This window comes from Bacillus sp. FSL R7-0166 (assembly GCF_038008935.1).
In the GTDB taxonomy this organism is placed as follows: domain Bacteria; phylum Bacillota; class Bacilli; order Bacillales; family Bacillaceae; genus Bacillus; species Bacillus altitudinis.
Genome location: NZ_JBBPAC010000001.1, coordinates 3,200,340 through 3,216,438 on the forward strand (window position 1 = coordinate 3,200,340; position 16,099 = coordinate 3,216,438).

Below are 16,099 nucleotides of genomic sequence, written 5' to 3' on the forward strand. Positions count from 1 at the left end.
ACGCTACTCCCTTTTGTTATTGTTGTTTATAAAAATTCAACATTTTATCTGCAATGCCTTTTGTATCTACTTGATATGTTCCGGCTTCAATGCTTTTTTTAATTTGGTCTATTTTATCTTGACGTTCTTTCATGATATTCGGCACCTTTTGCATTTCGATTGCCTTTTTAGAAATTTCGACTTTGTCAGTTGATTTTGCTTGATTCGATTGCAACGTTTGTTTCTCATATGTTTTCTTGTAAGGATTTACTGGTTGTGTTCCATATCGATTAATTTTCACGGGATTCCTCTCGCTTTCCGTTACAGTCTGTCTTGATTCTATCCATTTTATCGACCAAACTGCAACTTAGTTTAGGGAATCAGTCGTTTTTAGGATTAATGGCATAATAGGTGTCTTTTTTCCTAGATTCAATCTCCCTTTTACGCTCTTCTTCTTGGTCCATTTGGCTGATTTGCGTCTTTATATCCTTTTCACAATGGCTACACAGCTTGTTTTTCCTGATCGGTTGGCCGCATCTTTCACAAGGATAATTGATATTCGGGAATTGACTAATTTGAAGTCTTTTCAAACGGATAAATTTCAGGATTAATTCTTCATCAACTTCTGTTGCGTCTACTATTTCAGCAATGGTTGATTGTCTATTACTTTGCTTACGCAAGAATTTATAAACGATATCAAAAGAACGTTCTTCTTCTTCAAAGCATTTGTTACAAACCGTTTGGATGGTGGTTTTTAAAAATAACTGATTACATTGTGGACAGTTTGCCAATTGATTCATAACCAAAACCCCTTACGTTATTTTCTTTTCTTAATATCGGTTGATTGTCATGATTTTTAACTACGAATCAACGTAAAAGAGGAAACACTTTTGGCGCCTGCTCCTTTTAAAATTTTTGCTGCATGATAGACTGTCGCCCCAGTTGTATAAATGTCATCGATTAACACGACATCCTTTAGAACGATCGGGTTTGACTGCCTTAATTGGAACAAATTCTGTTGATGTAAACGTTCATTTTTTCTTTTCTTAGACTGCTTACTTTGATGTACTTTTATAAGTGGCTCCAATATAGGTCCGCCAATCATGGAAGCAAGCATCATTGACTGATTGAATCCTCTTTCCTTTAATCTCTCTTTACTCAAAGGAATTGGGACAAGGACCGGTTCTTTGATTGAAAAAGAACGTTTAAACGCTGACTGTACATCTTTTTTAAATAGATCAGCTAAAGCCGTATCACCTCGAAATTTAAATCGAGCTAGAATATCTTTCATAAAGTCGTTGTAAGCATAAACAGATCGATTCATCACAAGAATCTCAGCAAAATCCCGTCGTTTATTCCACCTTGAACAATCCTGACACAATTGATCATTTAATTGCGCTCTTCCGCATTTGGGACAAGTAGGACCTTGAATCTTCATCAGGTGGTCCTTACATGCTACACATAAACAATCTTCATTTAATAGTAGGAATGATTTCCATGTAAAAGCAGCCACAAAATGGCTCTCACAAATTGGACAAATCAACGATTTTCTTTGTTCAACGGCAAATGATTTTCGCACCTTGGATATGTTGTGACCGTTGAAGCAGCTTCTGTCAGAATGACGAGCATCGCCGTATTTTTCTGTTTATCCACCATCTCGGATTTACTGTAGGATATTTTATCGATATCTGTTATATATTGCGGTTTCACTTGATTTAGAGAAATGGCTAATACATCTTCTATACATTTTTCACAATGACAAATCATGTTTAATTGGTTGAGATATTGATAGAGAATTTCTTTAAGTAGTATTTCTTTTGCGTTGAGTAGCATATTTTGTCTCTCCTGCCATTTGTGTTTTGTGAATATAATGTACCATGATTTAGTTGAACCCACACTATTTTTCAGAAAACTCTTTTTCAGCTGTATTATTCATTTTTACGATATGTTTCTTTGCTTGTTTCATACTTCTCGTTAAACCAAAATGAAAAAAGTACACGTCTCCATTAAAAAAATCTGGATGTCTCCCTGCTCTACCAGAAATTTGGACAAGTGCACTTTCTGTAAAAATAGGAGATTCCGCACCTAATACGCCCACTTGAACATCTTGAATGGTAACGCCTCTTTCTAGAATAGTTGTTGTAACCAATACATCGTATCTATGATCTCTGAAATGCTGGACTTTTTGCTTCCTTTCTTGATCATCGGCAGAAACTCCCTGTACATTTACACATTGAACTTGAAGAATATGAGTTACCTTCTTCATAGTAGAAATAGAAGGAACAAAGAGTAGCACTCTTTTTTTCTTTGTGATATGTTCATGCAGCCAGTTCATTGTAGATGCTGGAAGCCGATTTCTTTTTAATTTCTTTTTCCAATCTCCAACCCATTGAAATGTTGGGACAGGCAGCGGTTTTTGGTGGAAGCGCAGAGGAATTTTGATCGCTTCTAATTGTCTACAAGCAACATCCTTTTGCATTTTTTTAGATGGTGTGGCACTTAAGTAAATTCTAACTCCTGTTTTTTTCATTGACTTTAAAACAGCAAACTGAAGCCGTTCATCCATTGAATAAGGAAAAGCATCGACTTCGTCTACAATGAGGACATCAAAAGCGTTTTTATATCTCATTAGCTGATGGGTTGTAGCGATCATAAGCGGTGCCATTTGAAATCTTTGAGAACTCCCGCCATAAAGTGCAGCTATATTCAGTCCTTGAAATGCCTTTCTCATTCGAGGTTCAAGCTCAAGTACAACATCGGTTCTAGGCGTCGCAATACAAACACTCATTCCGTTATTTAGCGCATATTTTATTCCGTGAAAAAGCACCTCCGTTTTCCCCGCACCACAAACAGCCCAAACGAGCAGATCAAATTTGTTTTGGATTGCTTCTACTAGCCTATCGGACGCTCTCTTTTGCCCTTTAGAAAGTTCTCCCTGCCATGTTAATTCAACTTGTCTTGTTTCTTTCTTTTGTGGACCCGTCCATTCATAGAGAAAGCCACATTCACTTACTTTTCCCAGCATGATGCAGGATCTACAGTATACACAGTCTTTTTTACATGTTTCACACGGAGAGAGGGCAAAGTAGCGCTTGTTTGATACACCGCACCGGCAGCAGATCAAACCACTCGCCACCCTATTGACAGCAGGTGTTCTATGGATGAATCCTTGATTCTCCAGCCACTCCAATTCGGACTGTGTACATTGACATTCAATAGGAAGAAGATGCCTTGATTGTAGCTTGTGACTGAGTTCCATTGCTTTTTCCAGATTCAATTTCACGCACTACCTTTCCATTCATGTTGACCCATTATGTACAAAGAGAAGGCCTTTCGTCTAATTGTAAAAACAGAAAAACAAATCCCCTTTTCCATGAGAAAAGGGGATTTTGATATCTATCTGATGATCCAGCCAAGTGCTAAAGAGCCTTCGCCTAGATGAGTGCCAATCACGGCACCAAAGTAGCTTTTATAAAATTCAACATGAGGATACTTTTCTAATAAGTGCGCAATTAATTCATCTGCTTCTTCTTCTCTATTACCATGTATCAGAGTTGCTCTCATTGGAACACCACGTGATGCATCTTCATCAAATAATTCAAAAATACGTGAAATGGCTTTTTTGCGTGTACGAATCTTCTCAAAAGGGACAATTAGCTTGTTGTCAAAATGCAAGATAGGCTTTACCTTTAAGAGGCTTCCAATAAAAGCCTGAGCACCATTTAATCTGCCGCCACGTTGTAAATGAGTTAAATCGTCTACCATAAAATAAGCTCTTTGATTTTCTTTCAGATAATTGAGATGGGAAATCACTTCTTCTGGAGAAGCACCACCTTGGATTTTTTCAGCAGCTTCTAACACATAAAAACCTTGCGCCATACAGCTAGTCTCTGTATCAAACGGATAAATGTCGATTCCGTCAACTAGTTCATTCGCTGAGGCCGCACTATTGTATGTTCCACTAATTCCGCTTGACAGATGTATACTAATCACAGCATCATATGTTTCACTAAGTTTTTCATATAATTCTATAAGTTCACCGAAAGCAGGCTGAGAGGTTGTTGGAAGATCTTTATGTTTCTTGACTTCTTCATAATATGTCTTCCAATCCATTTCTACTTCTTCACGGTATGATTCAGTACCAAAGATGACATTCAGAGGGATCATATGAATATGATGTTTATCACGTAGTTCTTGTGGTATATAAGCAGTACTGTCTGTTACAACGGCTATTTTCATTCTTAAATACCTTCCTTATCCGTTAAGTTGCTTTTTAAAAAAGAATGATCATTGTTTTTCACTAGATTTATAATACTAATCAAAAAAGCTTGCCTAATCAATAGGCAAGCCCGCTATATCCGAAAAAGACTCCTTACCTGCCTATCATTGCTCTCTAACTTGAATATGAGAGAACTAAAAACAGGCGAAAAAGGAGTACTTGTCCGGAACATTATCTCATTTCTACCCAGCCGTTTTTAATTGCTACAACAACAGCTTGAGTACGGTCATTTACATTCATTTTTTGCAAAATGTTACTCACGTGGTTTTTGACTGTTTTCTCACTAATAAAGAGCGACTCACCAATACCTCTATTGCTCTTTCCGTCAGCTAACATTTGAAGAACTTCACATTCACGTCTTGTTAAGATATGAAGTGGTCTGCGAATTTCAGGATATACCTCGTGCTGTGGATGTGCTGAAACGCCGCTTGTTGCTAAGCGTCGGAATTCATTTACTAAGTTATGAGTGACTTTCGGATGTAAATAAGAGCCTCCGTCAGCTACTACTTTTACTGCTTCAATGAGGGTATCTGCATCCATTTCTTTTAACAAGTAGCCTCTTGCTCCTGTTTTTAATGCATGTGTCACATAGTTTTCATCGTCATGAATAGATAGGATAATGACTTTTGATTCGGGATAAAGCTCTACTAGCTGTTTTGTAGCCTCCACACCATTTACATTCGGCATATTAATGTCCATAATGACAACATCCGGATGATAGTGTTCTACGATACGTGCAGCTTCGTCACCGTCGTCTCCTTCTGCAACTACTTCAAAAGTAGGTTCAAAATCTAAAATCCGTTTGACACCTTCACGGAATAATTGGTGGTCATCGATAATTACAATATTTACTTTAGTCACAAGCTACGCCTCCCCATGTTTATTGTTCTACACCTGAACTTTATGGTCAATATGTCTTTTGTCTCTATTTTACAATTTTATTTTGTAATGTTAACGGTACTCTAATCATGATGAATGTCCCTAGACCTATTTTTGAGTCTATGGTCATTTTACCTTCTAGTAAGTCTACGCGCTCTTTCATACCAAGTAACCCAAAGGATTTGTTTTTATTTGTTTTAACATCCTTCATATCAAAGCCTTTTCCATCGTCTTTGATAATTAAGGTGACAAAGTCTTTCGTCACTTCAACCTTCACAGAGATTTCTTCAGCTTCAGAATGCTTTAAAGAATTTGTGACAGCTTCTTGAGCTAGTCTAAATAGTGCCACTTCAAATTGAGAAGCAATTCTTTCGCTTTCAGTATCACCTAAGCACTGGAACGTAATTTTGGTTTTTCCATCATATTCTTCAATTGTGTTTAAGTATTTTCGCAGTGTCGGAATGAGACCCAAATCATCTAAAGCCATCGGTCTTAAATCATAAATGATTCTTCTCACTTCGTACAGTGCATTTCGCACATTCTGTCTTAGACTTCTAATTTCTTTAAATCCTTCTTCTGTTCCACGGTCTCTAAAAATTCGTTCAATTAGTTCTGAACGCATCATCACGTTTGCCAGCATCTGAGCAGGTCCATCATGGATTTCTCGTGATACCCTTTTGCGCTCTTCTTCCTGGGCTTCAATAATTCTTAGTCCAAAATCTTGTTTTGCCTGAGCATCTTCAAGTAAAACACCGACCTGACGTAAATCTTGGTTCAAGTAGTTGAGGACGACCGTGATCTGGCTCACAAGCGTTTCTGAACGTTCAATGACGTCTTGTAAGCTTAACAATCGTCTTTCGAGATCATCTCTTCTTTCCCTCAGCTGTTTTTCGCGCTGCTGGATCATGGTCAATTCTACTTGCAGGTTATGTGCTTTTTCATAGGCTTCTCGTATTTCTTCTTCGCTGAATTTGTTGAAGTTTCTGCTGACTTCAGATAAACGATTTCTAGCATGTCTCGTATGTACTTCTAGTTTATCCCCAAAATCAATGACTTCGTTGACTTGCTGTTTAATTTGCTTGAGCTCTTCTACTAGGCTTTCATATTGTTGACGGGACTGTTCGCCGATTCTAAATACTTCGTCCTTACTGCCATCAACTGTACTTAGCATTTTCATGATGATTGAATCCAATAACTTCGGATCCATTTTAGGTGTTGTCATGGCTTTTACCTCCCGTAACAGTGATGTCATCTTTTTTTATTATAAATGTCATTGATCTGCATTTTATGTCGAATTATAATGAAAGAATGCGTATAAATCATGAAATTTTTATGACGACCCTTTTTCCGCTCCTATCATCATAACAAAATACGCTGTAAAATTCTAAAACCAATGCAAATTTTCTCTAGCCTTACAATTTGCTTGTCAGGAGGGTATGTCTTTTGCTGAACCGCTATCTCACAGTAAAAAGCCGTGGCGAGCATGAGATCGTCATTGAAAAATCACGTTTTATTTGTCATATACAACGTGCTGTCTCAGAAGAAGAAGCACAAGCCTTTATACAATCCATAAAAAAACAACATTGGAACGCCACTCATAATTGTTCCGCCTATTTGATCGGTGAACATGATCTGATTCAAAAAGCAAATGATGATGGTGAACCAAGCGGTACGGCAGGGGTACCCATGCTTGAAGTGCTTAAAAAACGCAAGCTGAAAGATACAGTTGTTGTCGTCACTCGTTATTTCGGCGGTATTAAGCTAGGTGCCGGTGGATTAATTCGCGCGTATGGAAAATCTGTGTCTGAAGCAATCAATCATGTTGGTATGGTAGAACGCTGTTTAATGCGTACGATGCACACAACAATAGATTATACATGGCTTGGAAAGGTAGAGAATGAGCTTAGAGTCTCATCTTTTCAGCTAAAAGACATCCATTATGCAGAAGATGTGATTTTTGAAACGTATGTAGAAGAAACACAAAAAGAGCAGTTCATTGAATGGATGACTGAGTTGACTAATGGAAAGAGTGTTACTAAAGAAGGCGAATTGATTTATTTAGAAAAGGACGTTGGTCCGATAAAGGAGACAGATGAATGGCACAACGAGTAAAAGTGCGTGTACGAAAGAAAAAGAGTAAGAAGAAAAAGATTTTCAAACGGATTCTGGTCTTATTTTTGCTTCTCTTTATCTGCATGGGCGGATTTGCAGTTTATAAGATTGTGAATACACTCCAAGCTGCTGACAAAACTTATGATGAATTAGAGCGCGGGGAGAAATCGAAACTCCGTGATGCTGTCATTGATATAAAGAAAAAACCTTTCTCTGTCCTATTTGTTGGCATAGAGGATTACGCCACAAATGGTGATCACGGCCGTTCAGATTCACTCATCGTCGCAACGATTAATCCTCAGGATAAAACGATGAAAATGGTCAGTATCCCCCGTGACACACGAGTACAGCTTGCTAGTGACACAACGGGAAATAAAGTAAAGATCAATGCGGCATTTGCTAAAGGCGGTAAAGACGAAACGATTGAAACTGTCGAACAATTCTTGCATATCCCAATTGACAAATATGCAACAGTGGACTTTGACGGTTTTAAGGATGTCATTGATGAAGTTGGGGGAATCGATATAGACGTTCCATTTGACTTCAATGAAAAAAGTGACGTCAAAAAATCGAAAAAGATTTACTTTAAAAAAGGGAATATGCATTTAAACGGGGAAGAGGCACTTGCTTACGCGCGAATGAGAAAACAAGATCCACGTGGTGATTTCGGGCGTAACGATCGTCAGAAACAAATCTTACGTGCCATGATTGATCAAATGGCGAAACCTCATAACATTGCAAACGTGGATAATATTGCAAAAGAAGTAAGTGATCATATAACAACCAACTTCCGCATCACAGAAGGACTTGCTCTACAGCAAATTTACAGTGGTTTCAAAGGAGACGATACTGAAACATTATCTATTAAAGGATCAGACCTTTATCTAGGACCAAATCGAACATACTTCTTTGAGCCAGATCAAACCAACTTGGCTGAGGTGCAAAATGAGTTAAGGACACATTTAAAGCTTCCTGCTGAGTCATCATCTGAAACAGATTCACAAACAAATCCAGCCTCTGGTGAAACAGGAACAACTGATACCACGACTCCTTCGAGCAATACAACAGGACAATAATAAAAACAGCCCGCCTTCCGAGGAACGGGCTGTTTTTTATTGTCTTTTGACCATACGTTTGTAGAATTTCGTAAATGGTTTAAACTCTTCGTTCACTAATCCAGTGACTTCAGCAATAACTTGCATAAACATGACCAGTAAAAAGATGATGATCAATGACAGCCAAATGGTGGCACTTGTCAGCAAAATCGCACTTAAGCTGAAGACTAAGCCAATCATGTAAATCACAATCACTGCCATTCGATGTGATAAGCCAAAGGCCATCAGTCGATGATGGATGTGTGATTTGTCAGGTGCTGAGATAGGCTGTTTATTCAATATTCGTCTGATGATCGCAAAGGTCGTATCAAAAATAGGCACACCTAAAATAATTACAGGGACAACAACACTAAACAAAGTAACACTTTTGTACAATCCTAAAAGTGACAGGACCGAGATCATATAGCCTAAAAATAACGAACCTGTATCACCCATAAATATTTTTGCTGGATGGAAGTTATAAAAAAGAAAACCGATGGTACTGCCAATGACGACAAGAGATAACGAAAGAATCAGGATCTTGTCCGCAGAAAATGCCATGACGGCAATCGTGGTTAAACCGATAACCGAAATTCCGGCAGCCAGTCCATCTAATCCGTCAATTAAATTGATCGCATTTGTAATCCCAACAATCCATAGTACAGTCAGGGGATATGCCATCCATCCTAACTCCAGTCGATCTGTTAAGAAAGGAACAGAGAAAAAGTCCATTTTTAAGCCCGTGCTCACGATTAAGCAAGCAACGAGAACTTGCACAAGAAATTTAAATTTTGCACTTAAATTATATTTATCATCAAATATACCTAAAATGACGATGAGTACAGCGCCAACTGATATAGCTGTAATTTTATTATGTAGAAACAGCCCGCCTGCTAGTGCTCCAGCCGCTACCCCAATAAAAATCGCCAAACCGCCCATTCGAGGCATTACTCTATCATGAACTTTTCGTTTATTCGGCTGGTCCACTGCACCAATCTTAATTGCAAACTTTTTGACGATTGGTGTCACAATTAAAACTGTAGCCAGAGAGACAAAAAACGCTAATAAGGCGCGTTCGTAATCCATAGGTCAGTCTCCTTCTAAATTGAAATCTGTATTTTGTATATTGGCCGCTCTTTCCATTATACAATTGAATATAGGATGATCACAAGCTCCCCCTAAGAAGAAGAAACAAATAAAAACGCACAATCCTGAATGAATTATGCGTTTTCTTTAATATTCGTTAATTCCACCATGTTTGTGAACAGTGCGTGCCAATCTTTTTTCTTTGCTCGGCTTTGTCTTAGATGTCTGCATGTCATGTCATCTTTTTTACTGATCACTTTCTGGCAGGCTTCTACGAAGAGAGCTGGATCTTCGCCCTCTACATATTCATACACATCATTCTCTTTTAGCCTTTCCGTTGATGGAAGATTTAAACCAACAACAGGGATTCCGGCAGCTAAAAATTCATACAGCTTGAGCGGAAAAACCGCTTGATTGTAAGGAGACTGTTTGTATGGCATCATCCCTACATCAATTAATTTCATATAAGCAGGCACTTCTTCTGGTGCGACTGCTCCTGTCCATAGGACATTGGGCAGTTTGAGTGCATGCTGAAAAGATGGATCTCCATTCGTTCCATCCGGACCGACAAATAAAAATGTCCAATCTGGCTGCATGCGAGCAGCTTGAGCGATCATGTCAAAATCGAGCTTCGGCTTGATCCCACCTATAAAGCCAAGAACCGTTCCCTCTCTTCCCTCTAGCACGTCTTCCCTGCTAGGGAGGTTGCTTTTTGCAAACACATCATACTCGACGCCATTTTCGACTGTAAAGACATCTTTCGGTTCACCCATGAGCCTTTTTTTGATTTGATCATGTAAGTATTGTGAAGAGCACGTAATGCTGTGTGCATATTTAATAATGCGGTTTTCTGCTTTTACAATGACTCGCTGTCTCATATAAGAGAGAATGTTGTTTTTTCCGCTGATGGGCTCTCCCCACAGGTCACTGCAATCATACACAATATGTTTCCATTCAAATAAAGAAGATAAGAGCGGAAATCCCGGAAACGTATACCATAAACAGACGGCTATGCCCTGTTTTTCTTCTTGACGCAAATGCTCAAGAAGAGGAGATAATTTATGAAAATAAAACATATCTTGATAACGGCCAAAGCGAAAAAACTTGCTCTTGAGCACATCAGGAATGGTCATTTGCTTCATTCGATCCGTTATAGGCTGAAAGGGAGTTGAATGACGAGTGGAAGATGGGCAGACCCAGATGACCTCTTTCGTTTCTGGATCAGATGCAAGAAATTCCGCCAGTCGATGTCGTCTGTACCTTAGGCCATCGTGTCCCCATTCTCCCGTTGCGACAATCACATGTATGATCGACTCTGCTTTCACCTTTATCACCTTTTTTCCCTTCTGTTTATAAGCGCTTTTTGACAGCATTTGTGGCATAGTGCATAAAACACCAAGATGCTTTCACAAAATGAAGCTGCTCAATTTCTCTATAGACAAACCATGTTTTTTTCGCTGCTTTCCACTTGTTACTAGAAATCGAGTTTCCCACGATGCGATATTCACTGAGCGGCTCACTCATTCCATAGGCAGTAAACCCTTTTTTTAAAATAGAGAGCCATGTGGCTAAGTCCTGCCTTGTTCGAATGTTTGGCATTTCCACGTGTCCTACTTGTTGAAGATCGAGCATCACCGTCAAACAGCCGATAATCGTATTTTTTAAAGCTTCATTGTAGTTCAACTGAGCCGGCGCTGTGACGGTTTTTTGTAATGGCTCTCCATTTTCTGAAATGATGTCATATGCCGTGAAAGTAAAGGCATGATCATTTTCTAACATAAACTTGACCTGCTTTTCGAGCTTTGTCTGTTTCCACATATCATCGCTATCTAAAAAAGCGATAAAGCGGCCTTTCGCCTGTTTGATGGCTGTGTTTCTAGCAATAGCGGCTCCCCCGTTTTCCTCTAAATAAATGACGTTGATTCTGTCGTCCGTCTGACTTAATTCCCCTAACAGCTTCCTTGTGCCATCTGTTGAGCAATCATCTGCAATGATCAGCTCCCAGTTGGAATAGGTTTGGGCAAGGACGGAATGAACTGTATCCGTTAAATAACGTTCCGCATTATACGCCGGTGTAATAATTGATACTAACGGTTGATTGTTCACCTAAGACTCATCTCCAGTTCATCATTAAGATTCTTTGAACACTTCAGGTAACACCACAAACATAAGCGAGATGCTAAGGCCAATGACAAGTCCAAGCAGTGCTCGTTTTTTCGCTGACATACCTTTGTTCCCTTCATCAAGCACTTGGGCAGGATCGACAATCTTTGCCTGCTTCATACCCAGCTTTGTCGATTCCAATTCATATAAAAATCGTTCTTTATCGACTTTGGAGTCATTGCTGACAGATTCATCTTCAAGAGCGGATAGTCTTCTTTCAATGACTTGCTGTCTTTTCGTAAATAAGGCTTTGTCCTGCTTTAAAAATGTATCTGACACTTGTTTCACTACCGCCAAAGCTCGAGCTTGATCAGCATCTGTAAACGACAACTGCAATTGTGTATCGGACTGGTTCGTGAGAATCAAACGATTTTTCACATCCTGCCTTTCTTCTTCCTTTACATCACGGAGTGCTTGATTCAGAAATGCATCGCTTTTTAATAGAGATGTCACTTCTGACAGATTGTTATACACACCGTCGTCATATTTCCCAAGCGTCAAGGTCACAGCAGCTGTGTAACTAGACTGTTCTACTGTCCCTTTGGCAAAAAAGAAACCAAAAGCAGCTAATGCGACAGGCAGCAGCACAAGCCAGACGATATATTTTTTCATTCGCTTCCCTATTCTTAACATAAAACCAGACATGCTCATTCTCCCAACATTGACGTATTTGCTTTTTCACTAGTGTAGCCATACAAACTCAGCATCACACGTTTGCCCACGGCTTGAAGCGCTGTTTATTTTTCATGATATTGACCGCTGCGATCACCAGCCCTAGAAACACCCAGTGGAAATATAAATTCGAGACGGAACTAGGACTGATACTTGAGACGAGAAAGCTCAGCATGGCAGCAAATAGACCTTCAATGATCATCTTGGCTGATCTCGTGTCAGCCAATTGGTATTGTTTGTACAGCGAGAACATGAGATAGGCATACACTGAGATATAACCTAGCATGACGGCAAACCCAAAATTCGTCATCACCTCTAGCAGCCAATTGTGAACTTCAACGACCTGATCTGTATCAAAGATAGAAAAGTGAGCTAAGTAATAAGACACATTGCCCGCTCCGACTCCGAAACCGTATGAATTCGTAAAGAAATGCCAGGCGTTTTTGATTAAATTCGCCCGGGCAATGTTGGACGGAAGTGGTTCGCTAAAAGAATGAGCGACCTGAGAAGCGAGAAACAAGTCATAAAAGATAGAATAGATTTTGGCTGAAAAAATGGCGATACAGATGATAACAAGCCCGCCTGCTGCCATGATGGACCACTTTTTTAAAAAGCGAGGCATCAGCAACCATACATAGATTGCCGCTCCAGCTAATATGCCAAGCAAACTGGCGCGCGATTCTGTTAACAAAATAAGATACAGCGCTAAGATGGCTCCTAGTAATCCGAACGCTTTGATATAACCATTTTTCATTTGGCGCATGCACGCCACATATAAGAAAAAGCTAATAGATAAAAACGTCGCAAAGTCATTTTGGTTAAAGAAGACAGCTGTAGGATAGTGCTGTTTGTACGCTGGTCCAAGATACAATGAGGTATTCGGTAAATGATTCAAGGTCAAGTGATTATAGAACCCGATTCCCATCACAAATACAGTCATGACTAGCCAAATACTATAAAAAGTCACAATTTGATCCATTCGCTGAATGTACATGACCACAAGAAAGACAAAACCCATTCCCATCGCAAGAAGAGACATATATTTCAGCCCGTCTGTGACCGAATGAGCCCAAAGCAGTGAGATGAGCCCGTAAAGAAACCATGCAGCGAAAAAACCAAGAATGCCTTTAACACGAATTTGCTGCCACTGGGATATGTACGTTCCTTTGTCTCTCATCCGCCATATGAATAAAGCAAAGACAGCCAAGAGCATGATGCGGTAGAGAAAGAGACTAAAGAACCCGGCACTAATAGAGAAGAAAGCGTTATTGAGAAATGTTAGTGCAATTAAAAGGTAAATGGCTGACATGAATATGTGCTCACCATTCATGTAGAGCTTCATATATATAGCAGCCACCATGAGCACCACAATCAAAACCGGAATGACCACCATCTTCTTTAACCCGATAGACTGTGCGGATGCCATTTGTACAAGCCCGATACCTGCTATTAATAAAATACATCCGATTATGATTTGCCATGCTGTTTGTTTCACACTCATACCCATTTTCCTCCTAAGCAACCCATCCGATTTGAGGGATTAAGCCTTTACTTCCTGTTCATAGTAGGAAATGGTGCGAGCCAAACCTTCTTGTAAAGTCACAACAGGCTCCCATGTTAAGACTTGTTTCGTTTCCTCATTTACCAATGTACTATGCACAATATCTCCTGCGCGCTGAGGCTTATAAATCGGTTCAAGATCTGATCTCGTGACTCGCTTCATCGTTTGAAACAGCTCATTCACCGTGATGGAATGACCACATGAGATATTTAAACAAACGTTTGATTGAGCTGTTAAAGCTGCAACATTCGCTGCGGCTAGATCGCCTACATAGATGAAATCTCTTGTTTGTTCCCCGTTTCCGAAGATGAAAGGTGCCTCATGTTTTGCAAACTTATCAGAAAAAATTGAGACAACACCGCCTTCACCAAGTGCGTCTTGGCGCGGACCATATACATTGCTGTACCGCATAATACAATAGTCCACATCATAGAGTGATTTTGCCATCTCTAAGTATCGTTCAACTGTCAGTTTCGACAAGCCATAAGGTGAACCAGGCTGCAGTGGATGAGCTGTGTCGACCGGCAGATAGACTGGGTCTCCATAGACTGCTGCCGATGAGGCAAACACCACTTTCTCCACCCCGGCTTCAGCCGCTGCTTTGATCACATGCAGCGAACCTTTAATATTGACCTCTTCGTCGTAGACGAAATGTTGAACAGAAACGGCTACACTCACTTGCGCTGCAAGATGAATGATATAATCTGGTGCAATGTGTTTGATCAAATCGACCGTTTCTGATTTTGTGACATCTGCTTCAATGCATTGTACGGAAAGATGAGCGATATTTTCCTTCGATCCAGTTGAAAAGTTATCAAGAACGATGGGCTCATAACCTTTCTCTAATAAAGCCTCTACCGTATGAGATCCTATAAATCCACTTCCCCCAGTGACCAATACTTTCTTCATCCAAGTTCCCCCTATTATTGTGCCTTCGATACCAATTCTGTTTCCCATACGCCTGGGCGGCCGATGGACTGGTAAATAAATCCTCTCTCTTTCATTTCTGCTGGATCAAACAAATTCCTTCCATCAATTAAAATGGGAGAACGAAGTAGCTGCTTGATCTGATCCTTATCCATCTTCTGTACGTCATCCCATTCCGTTAAGATGAGACAAGCATCTGTATCTTTCACTGTTTCATAGAGATCATTGCTGAAGACCGCCTGCGGGCCAAGCTCTCTTTCTGCTTCTACATAAGCAATTGGATCATAGGCTTTGACAAAAGCTCCGAGCTCTCTCAGCATTGGGATAATATCTAGTGCTGGCGCTGAACGCATATCGTTTGTATTTGGTTTAAATGCGAGCCCTAAAACGGAAATCGTTTTTCCTTTAATATCACCGAACACACTCATCAGTTTGCTGACAAGATGGGCTCTTTGGTGGTTGTTTGTTTCAATGACAGATTCGATCAGCTTGAACCGGTAGCCGGCTGTTTCGGCAATTTTGAGAAGAGCCATCGTATCTTTTGGGAAACAAGAACCGCCAAATCCAATGCCTGCTTTTAAAAATTTATGCCCGATACGGCTGTCTAACCCAACGCCTTCGCTGACTTTTTCCACATCAGCACCAACTCTCTCGCAAATGTTCGCAATGTCATTGATGAATGAGATTTTTGTGGCGAGCATGGCATTTGCCGCATACTTAATCATTTCTGCACTTTCTAGATTGGTCTCAACCACTTCTGTTTGAAACGGATCATGCAATTTTTTAATGATCGTGGATGCGTGTGCACTTGTAGAGCCAATCACCGCTCTCTCCATATTCATCGTATCTTGAATAGCTGAACCTTCCCGCAGAAACTCTGGATTGGAGACGACGTCAAATGGATATTTACTGCGTGAAGCCTTTTGAACAATGGCTTGAACAAGACGTCCTGTTCCAACTGGCACTGTGCTCTTATTCACGATGATTTTGTAGCCATTCAGGTGTTCCCCAACCGTTTGTGCCACAGCTTTCACGAATGTTAAATCCGCTTCCCCCTGAGGTGTCATTGGTGTTCCTACAGCAATATAAATAATCTCTGATTCTCGAATTGCAGCAGGAATATTGGTTGTAAAACACAATCTTCCTTCTTCTGTATTCTTCTCAATCAATTCCTTTAAGCCCGGTTCATAAATTGGAACGAGACCGCTTTTTAAGCTGTTGATTTTTGATTCGTCGATGTCACAACAAATGACGCGATTTCCGATATCAGCAAAACAAGTACCCGATACTAATCCGACATATCCTGTTCCAATCACAGCAATTTTCTTCAACATGTTTCATCCTCTC

Annotated in this window: 17 protein-coding genes; 2 read left to right on the top strand and 15 right to left on the bottom strand. The window is 39.9% G+C overall.

Annotated elements, in window-relative coordinates:
- Positions 1–16 precede the first annotated feature (16 nt).
- The 8 genes from flgM to NST01_RS16715 form a co-directional block, all read right to left on the bottom strand.
- The gene (flgM, locus tag NST01_RS16680) at positions 17–280 is read right to left on the bottom strand and encodes a flagellar biosynthesis anti-sigma factor FlgM (protein ID WP_003213252.1); all 264 of its coding nucleotides are present in this window, start codon (positions 278–280) and stop codon (positions 17–19) included.
- Between the two features lie 79 nt (positions 281–359).
- Positions 360–779, bottom strand: coding sequence for a TIGR03826 family flagellar region protein (locus tag NST01_RS16685; protein WP_017357864.1), 420 nt, complete (start codon positions 777–779; stop codon positions 360–362).
- A gap of 56 nt (positions 780–835) precedes the next feature.
- A complete protein-coding gene (locus NST01_RS16690) occupies positions 836–1,417 on the bottom strand; it encodes a ComF family protein (RefSeq protein WP_234717161.1) in 582 nt (193 codons plus the stop codon).
- 101 nt (positions 1,418–1,518) lie between these two features.
- The gene (locus NST01_RS16695) at positions 1,519–1,812 is read right to left on the bottom strand and encodes a late competence development ComFB family protein (RefSeq protein WP_035701582.1); all 294 of its coding nucleotides are present in this window, start codon (positions 1,810–1,812) and stop codon (positions 1,519–1,521) included.
- Positions 1,813–1,876: 64 nt separating this feature from the next.
- Complete coding sequence (locus NST01_RS16700) at positions 1,877–3,256, bottom strand: DEAD/DEAH box helicase (protein ID WP_142675479.1); 1,380 nt, start codon at positions 3,254–3,256, stop codon at positions 1,877–1,879.
- 119 nt (positions 3,257–3,375) lie between these two features.
- Positions 3,376–4,218, bottom strand: a complete 843-nt coding sequence (locus NST01_RS16705) for a DegV family protein (RefSeq protein WP_024719242.1) — start codon at positions 4,216–4,218, stop codon at positions 3,376–3,378.
- 211 nt (positions 4,219–4,429) lie between these two features.
- Positions 4,430–5,119, bottom strand: a complete 690-nt coding sequence (gene degU / locus NST01_RS16710) for a two-component system response regulator DegU (RefSeq protein WP_008348273.1) — start codon at positions 5,117–5,119, stop codon at positions 4,430–4,432.
- Between the two features lie 64 nt (positions 5,120–5,183).
- On the bottom strand, positions 5,184–6,359 hold the full coding sequence (locus NST01_RS16715; protein WP_003213166.1) for a sensor histidine kinase: 1,176 nt from the start codon (positions 6,357–6,359) through the stop codon (positions 5,184–5,186).
- Positions 6,360–6,580: 221 nt separating this feature from the next.
- Between NST01_RS16715 and NST01_RS16720 the strand changes: the two genes are divergently transcribed.
- Together NST01_RS16720 and NST01_RS16725 are read left to right on the top strand one after the other, a co-directional pair.
- Complete coding sequence (locus NST01_RS16720; protein WP_181891304.1) at positions 6,581–7,249, top strand: YigZ family protein; 669 nt, start codon at positions 6,581–6,583, stop codon at positions 7,247–7,249.
- A complete protein-coding gene (locus NST01_RS16725; RefSeq protein WP_025208065.1) occupies positions 7,234–8,325 on the top strand; it encodes an LCP family protein in 1,092 nt (363 codons plus the stop codon). Before NST01_RS16720 ends, NST01_RS16725 begins: the two co-directional genes overlap by 16 nt.
- A gap of 36 nt (positions 8,326–8,361) precedes the next feature.
- Here NST01_RS16725 and NST01_RS16730 read toward each other — a convergent pair whose 3' ends face one another.
- The 7 genes from NST01_RS16730 to tuaD all read right to left on the bottom strand — a co-directional run bounded on the left by NST01_RS16730 (position 8,362) and on the right by tuaD (position 16,086).
- Positions 8,362–9,429, bottom strand: coding sequence for a glycosyltransferase family 4 protein (locus NST01_RS16730; protein ID WP_007499956.1), 1,068 nt, complete (start codon positions 9,427–9,429; stop codon positions 8,362–8,364).
- A 134-nt stretch (positions 9,430–9,563) separates the two neighbouring features.
- Positions 9,564–10,811 carry a teichuronic acid biosynthesis protein TuaH gene (tuaH, locus tag NST01_RS16735; protein ID WP_048002904.1) on the bottom strand — a complete coding sequence of 416 codons (1,248 nt, stop codon included), beginning with the start codon at positions 10,809–10,811 and terminating at the stop codon, positions 9,564–9,566.
- Positions 10,780–11,535, bottom strand: coding sequence for a teichuronic acid biosynthesis protein TuaG (gene tuaG, locus NST01_RS16740; RefSeq protein ID WP_008348281.1), 756 nt, complete (start codon positions 11,533–11,535; stop codon positions 10,780–10,782). Before tuaG ends, tuaH begins: the two co-directional genes overlap by 32 nt.
- A 24-nt stretch (positions 11,536–11,559) precedes the next feature.
- Complete coding sequence (gene tuaF, locus NST01_RS16745) at positions 11,560–12,237, bottom strand: teichuronic acid biosynthesis protein TuaF (protein ID WP_138826541.1); 678 nt, start codon at positions 12,235–12,237, stop codon at positions 11,560–11,562.
- A 61-nt stretch (positions 12,238–12,298) separates the two neighbouring features.
- Complete coding sequence (gene tuaE / locus NST01_RS16750) at positions 12,299–13,765, bottom strand: teichuronic acid biosynthesis protein TuaE (protein WP_326114945.1); 1,467 nt, start codon at positions 13,763–13,765, stop codon at positions 12,299–12,301.
- A 39-nt stretch (positions 13,766–13,804) separates the two neighbouring features.
- Positions 13,805–14,734, bottom strand: coding sequence for an NAD-dependent epimerase/dehydratase family protein (locus tag NST01_RS16755; protein ID WP_326114943.1), 930 nt, complete (start codon positions 14,732–14,734; stop codon positions 13,805–13,807).
- 14 nt (positions 14,735–14,748) lie between these two features.
- Entirely contained in the window at positions 14,749–16,086 is a 1,338-nt protein-coding gene (tuaD, locus tag NST01_RS16760) for a UDP-glucose 6-dehydrogenase TuaD (RefSeq protein WP_017368147.1), read from the bottom strand.
- Positions 16,087–16,099: the final 13 nt, after the last annotated feature.

Excerpts from the sequence above, each read along its gene's own strand:
- NST01_RS16695 (WP_035701582.1), bottom strand. The coding sequence starts at position 1,812 with ATGCTACTCAACGCAAAAGAAATACTACTTAAAGAAATTCTCTATCAA.
- NST01_RS16705 (WP_024719242.1), bottom strand. The coding sequence starts at position 4,218 with ATGAAAATAGCCGTTGTAACAGACAGTACTGCTTATATACCACAAGAA.
- NST01_RS16730 (WP_007499956.1), bottom strand. The coding sequence starts at position 9,429 with ATGGATTACGAACGCGCCTTATTAGCGTTTTTTGTCTCTCTGGCTACA.
- NST01_RS16685 (WP_017357864.1), bottom strand. The coding sequence starts at position 779 with ATGAATCAATTGGCAAACTGTCCACAATGTAATCAGTTATTTTTAAAA.
- tuaH (WP_048002904.1), bottom strand. The coding sequence starts at position 10,811 with ATGCCACAAATGCTGTCAAAAAGCGCTTATAAACAGAAGGGAAAAAAG.
- NST01_RS16725 (WP_025208065.1), top strand. The coding sequence starts at position 7,234 with ATGGCACAACGAGTAAAAGTGCGTGTACGAAAGAAAAAGAGTAAGAAG.
- NST01_RS16755 (WP_326114943.1), bottom strand. The coding sequence starts at position 14,734 with ATGAAGAAAGTATTGGTCACTGGGGGAAGTGGATTTATAGGATCTCAT.
- NST01_RS16690 (WP_234717161.1), bottom strand. The coding sequence starts at position 1,417 with ATGAAGATTCAAGGTCCTACTTGTCCCAAATGCGGAAGAGCGCAATTA.
- tuaF (WP_138826541.1), bottom strand. The coding sequence starts at position 12,237 with ATGTCTGGTTTTATGTTAAGAATAGGGAAGCGAATGAAAAAATATATC.
- tuaD (WP_017368147.1), bottom strand. The coding sequence starts at position 16,086 with ATGTTGAAGAAAATTGCTGTGATTGGAACAGGATATGTCGGATTAGTA.
- NST01_RS16715 (WP_003213166.1), bottom strand. The coding sequence starts at position 6,359 with ATGACAACACCTAAAATGGATCCGAAGTTATTGGATTCAATCATCATG.
- tuaE (WP_326114945.1), bottom strand. The coding sequence starts at position 13,765 with ATGAGTGTGAAACAAACAGCATGGCAAATCATAATCGGATGTATTTTA.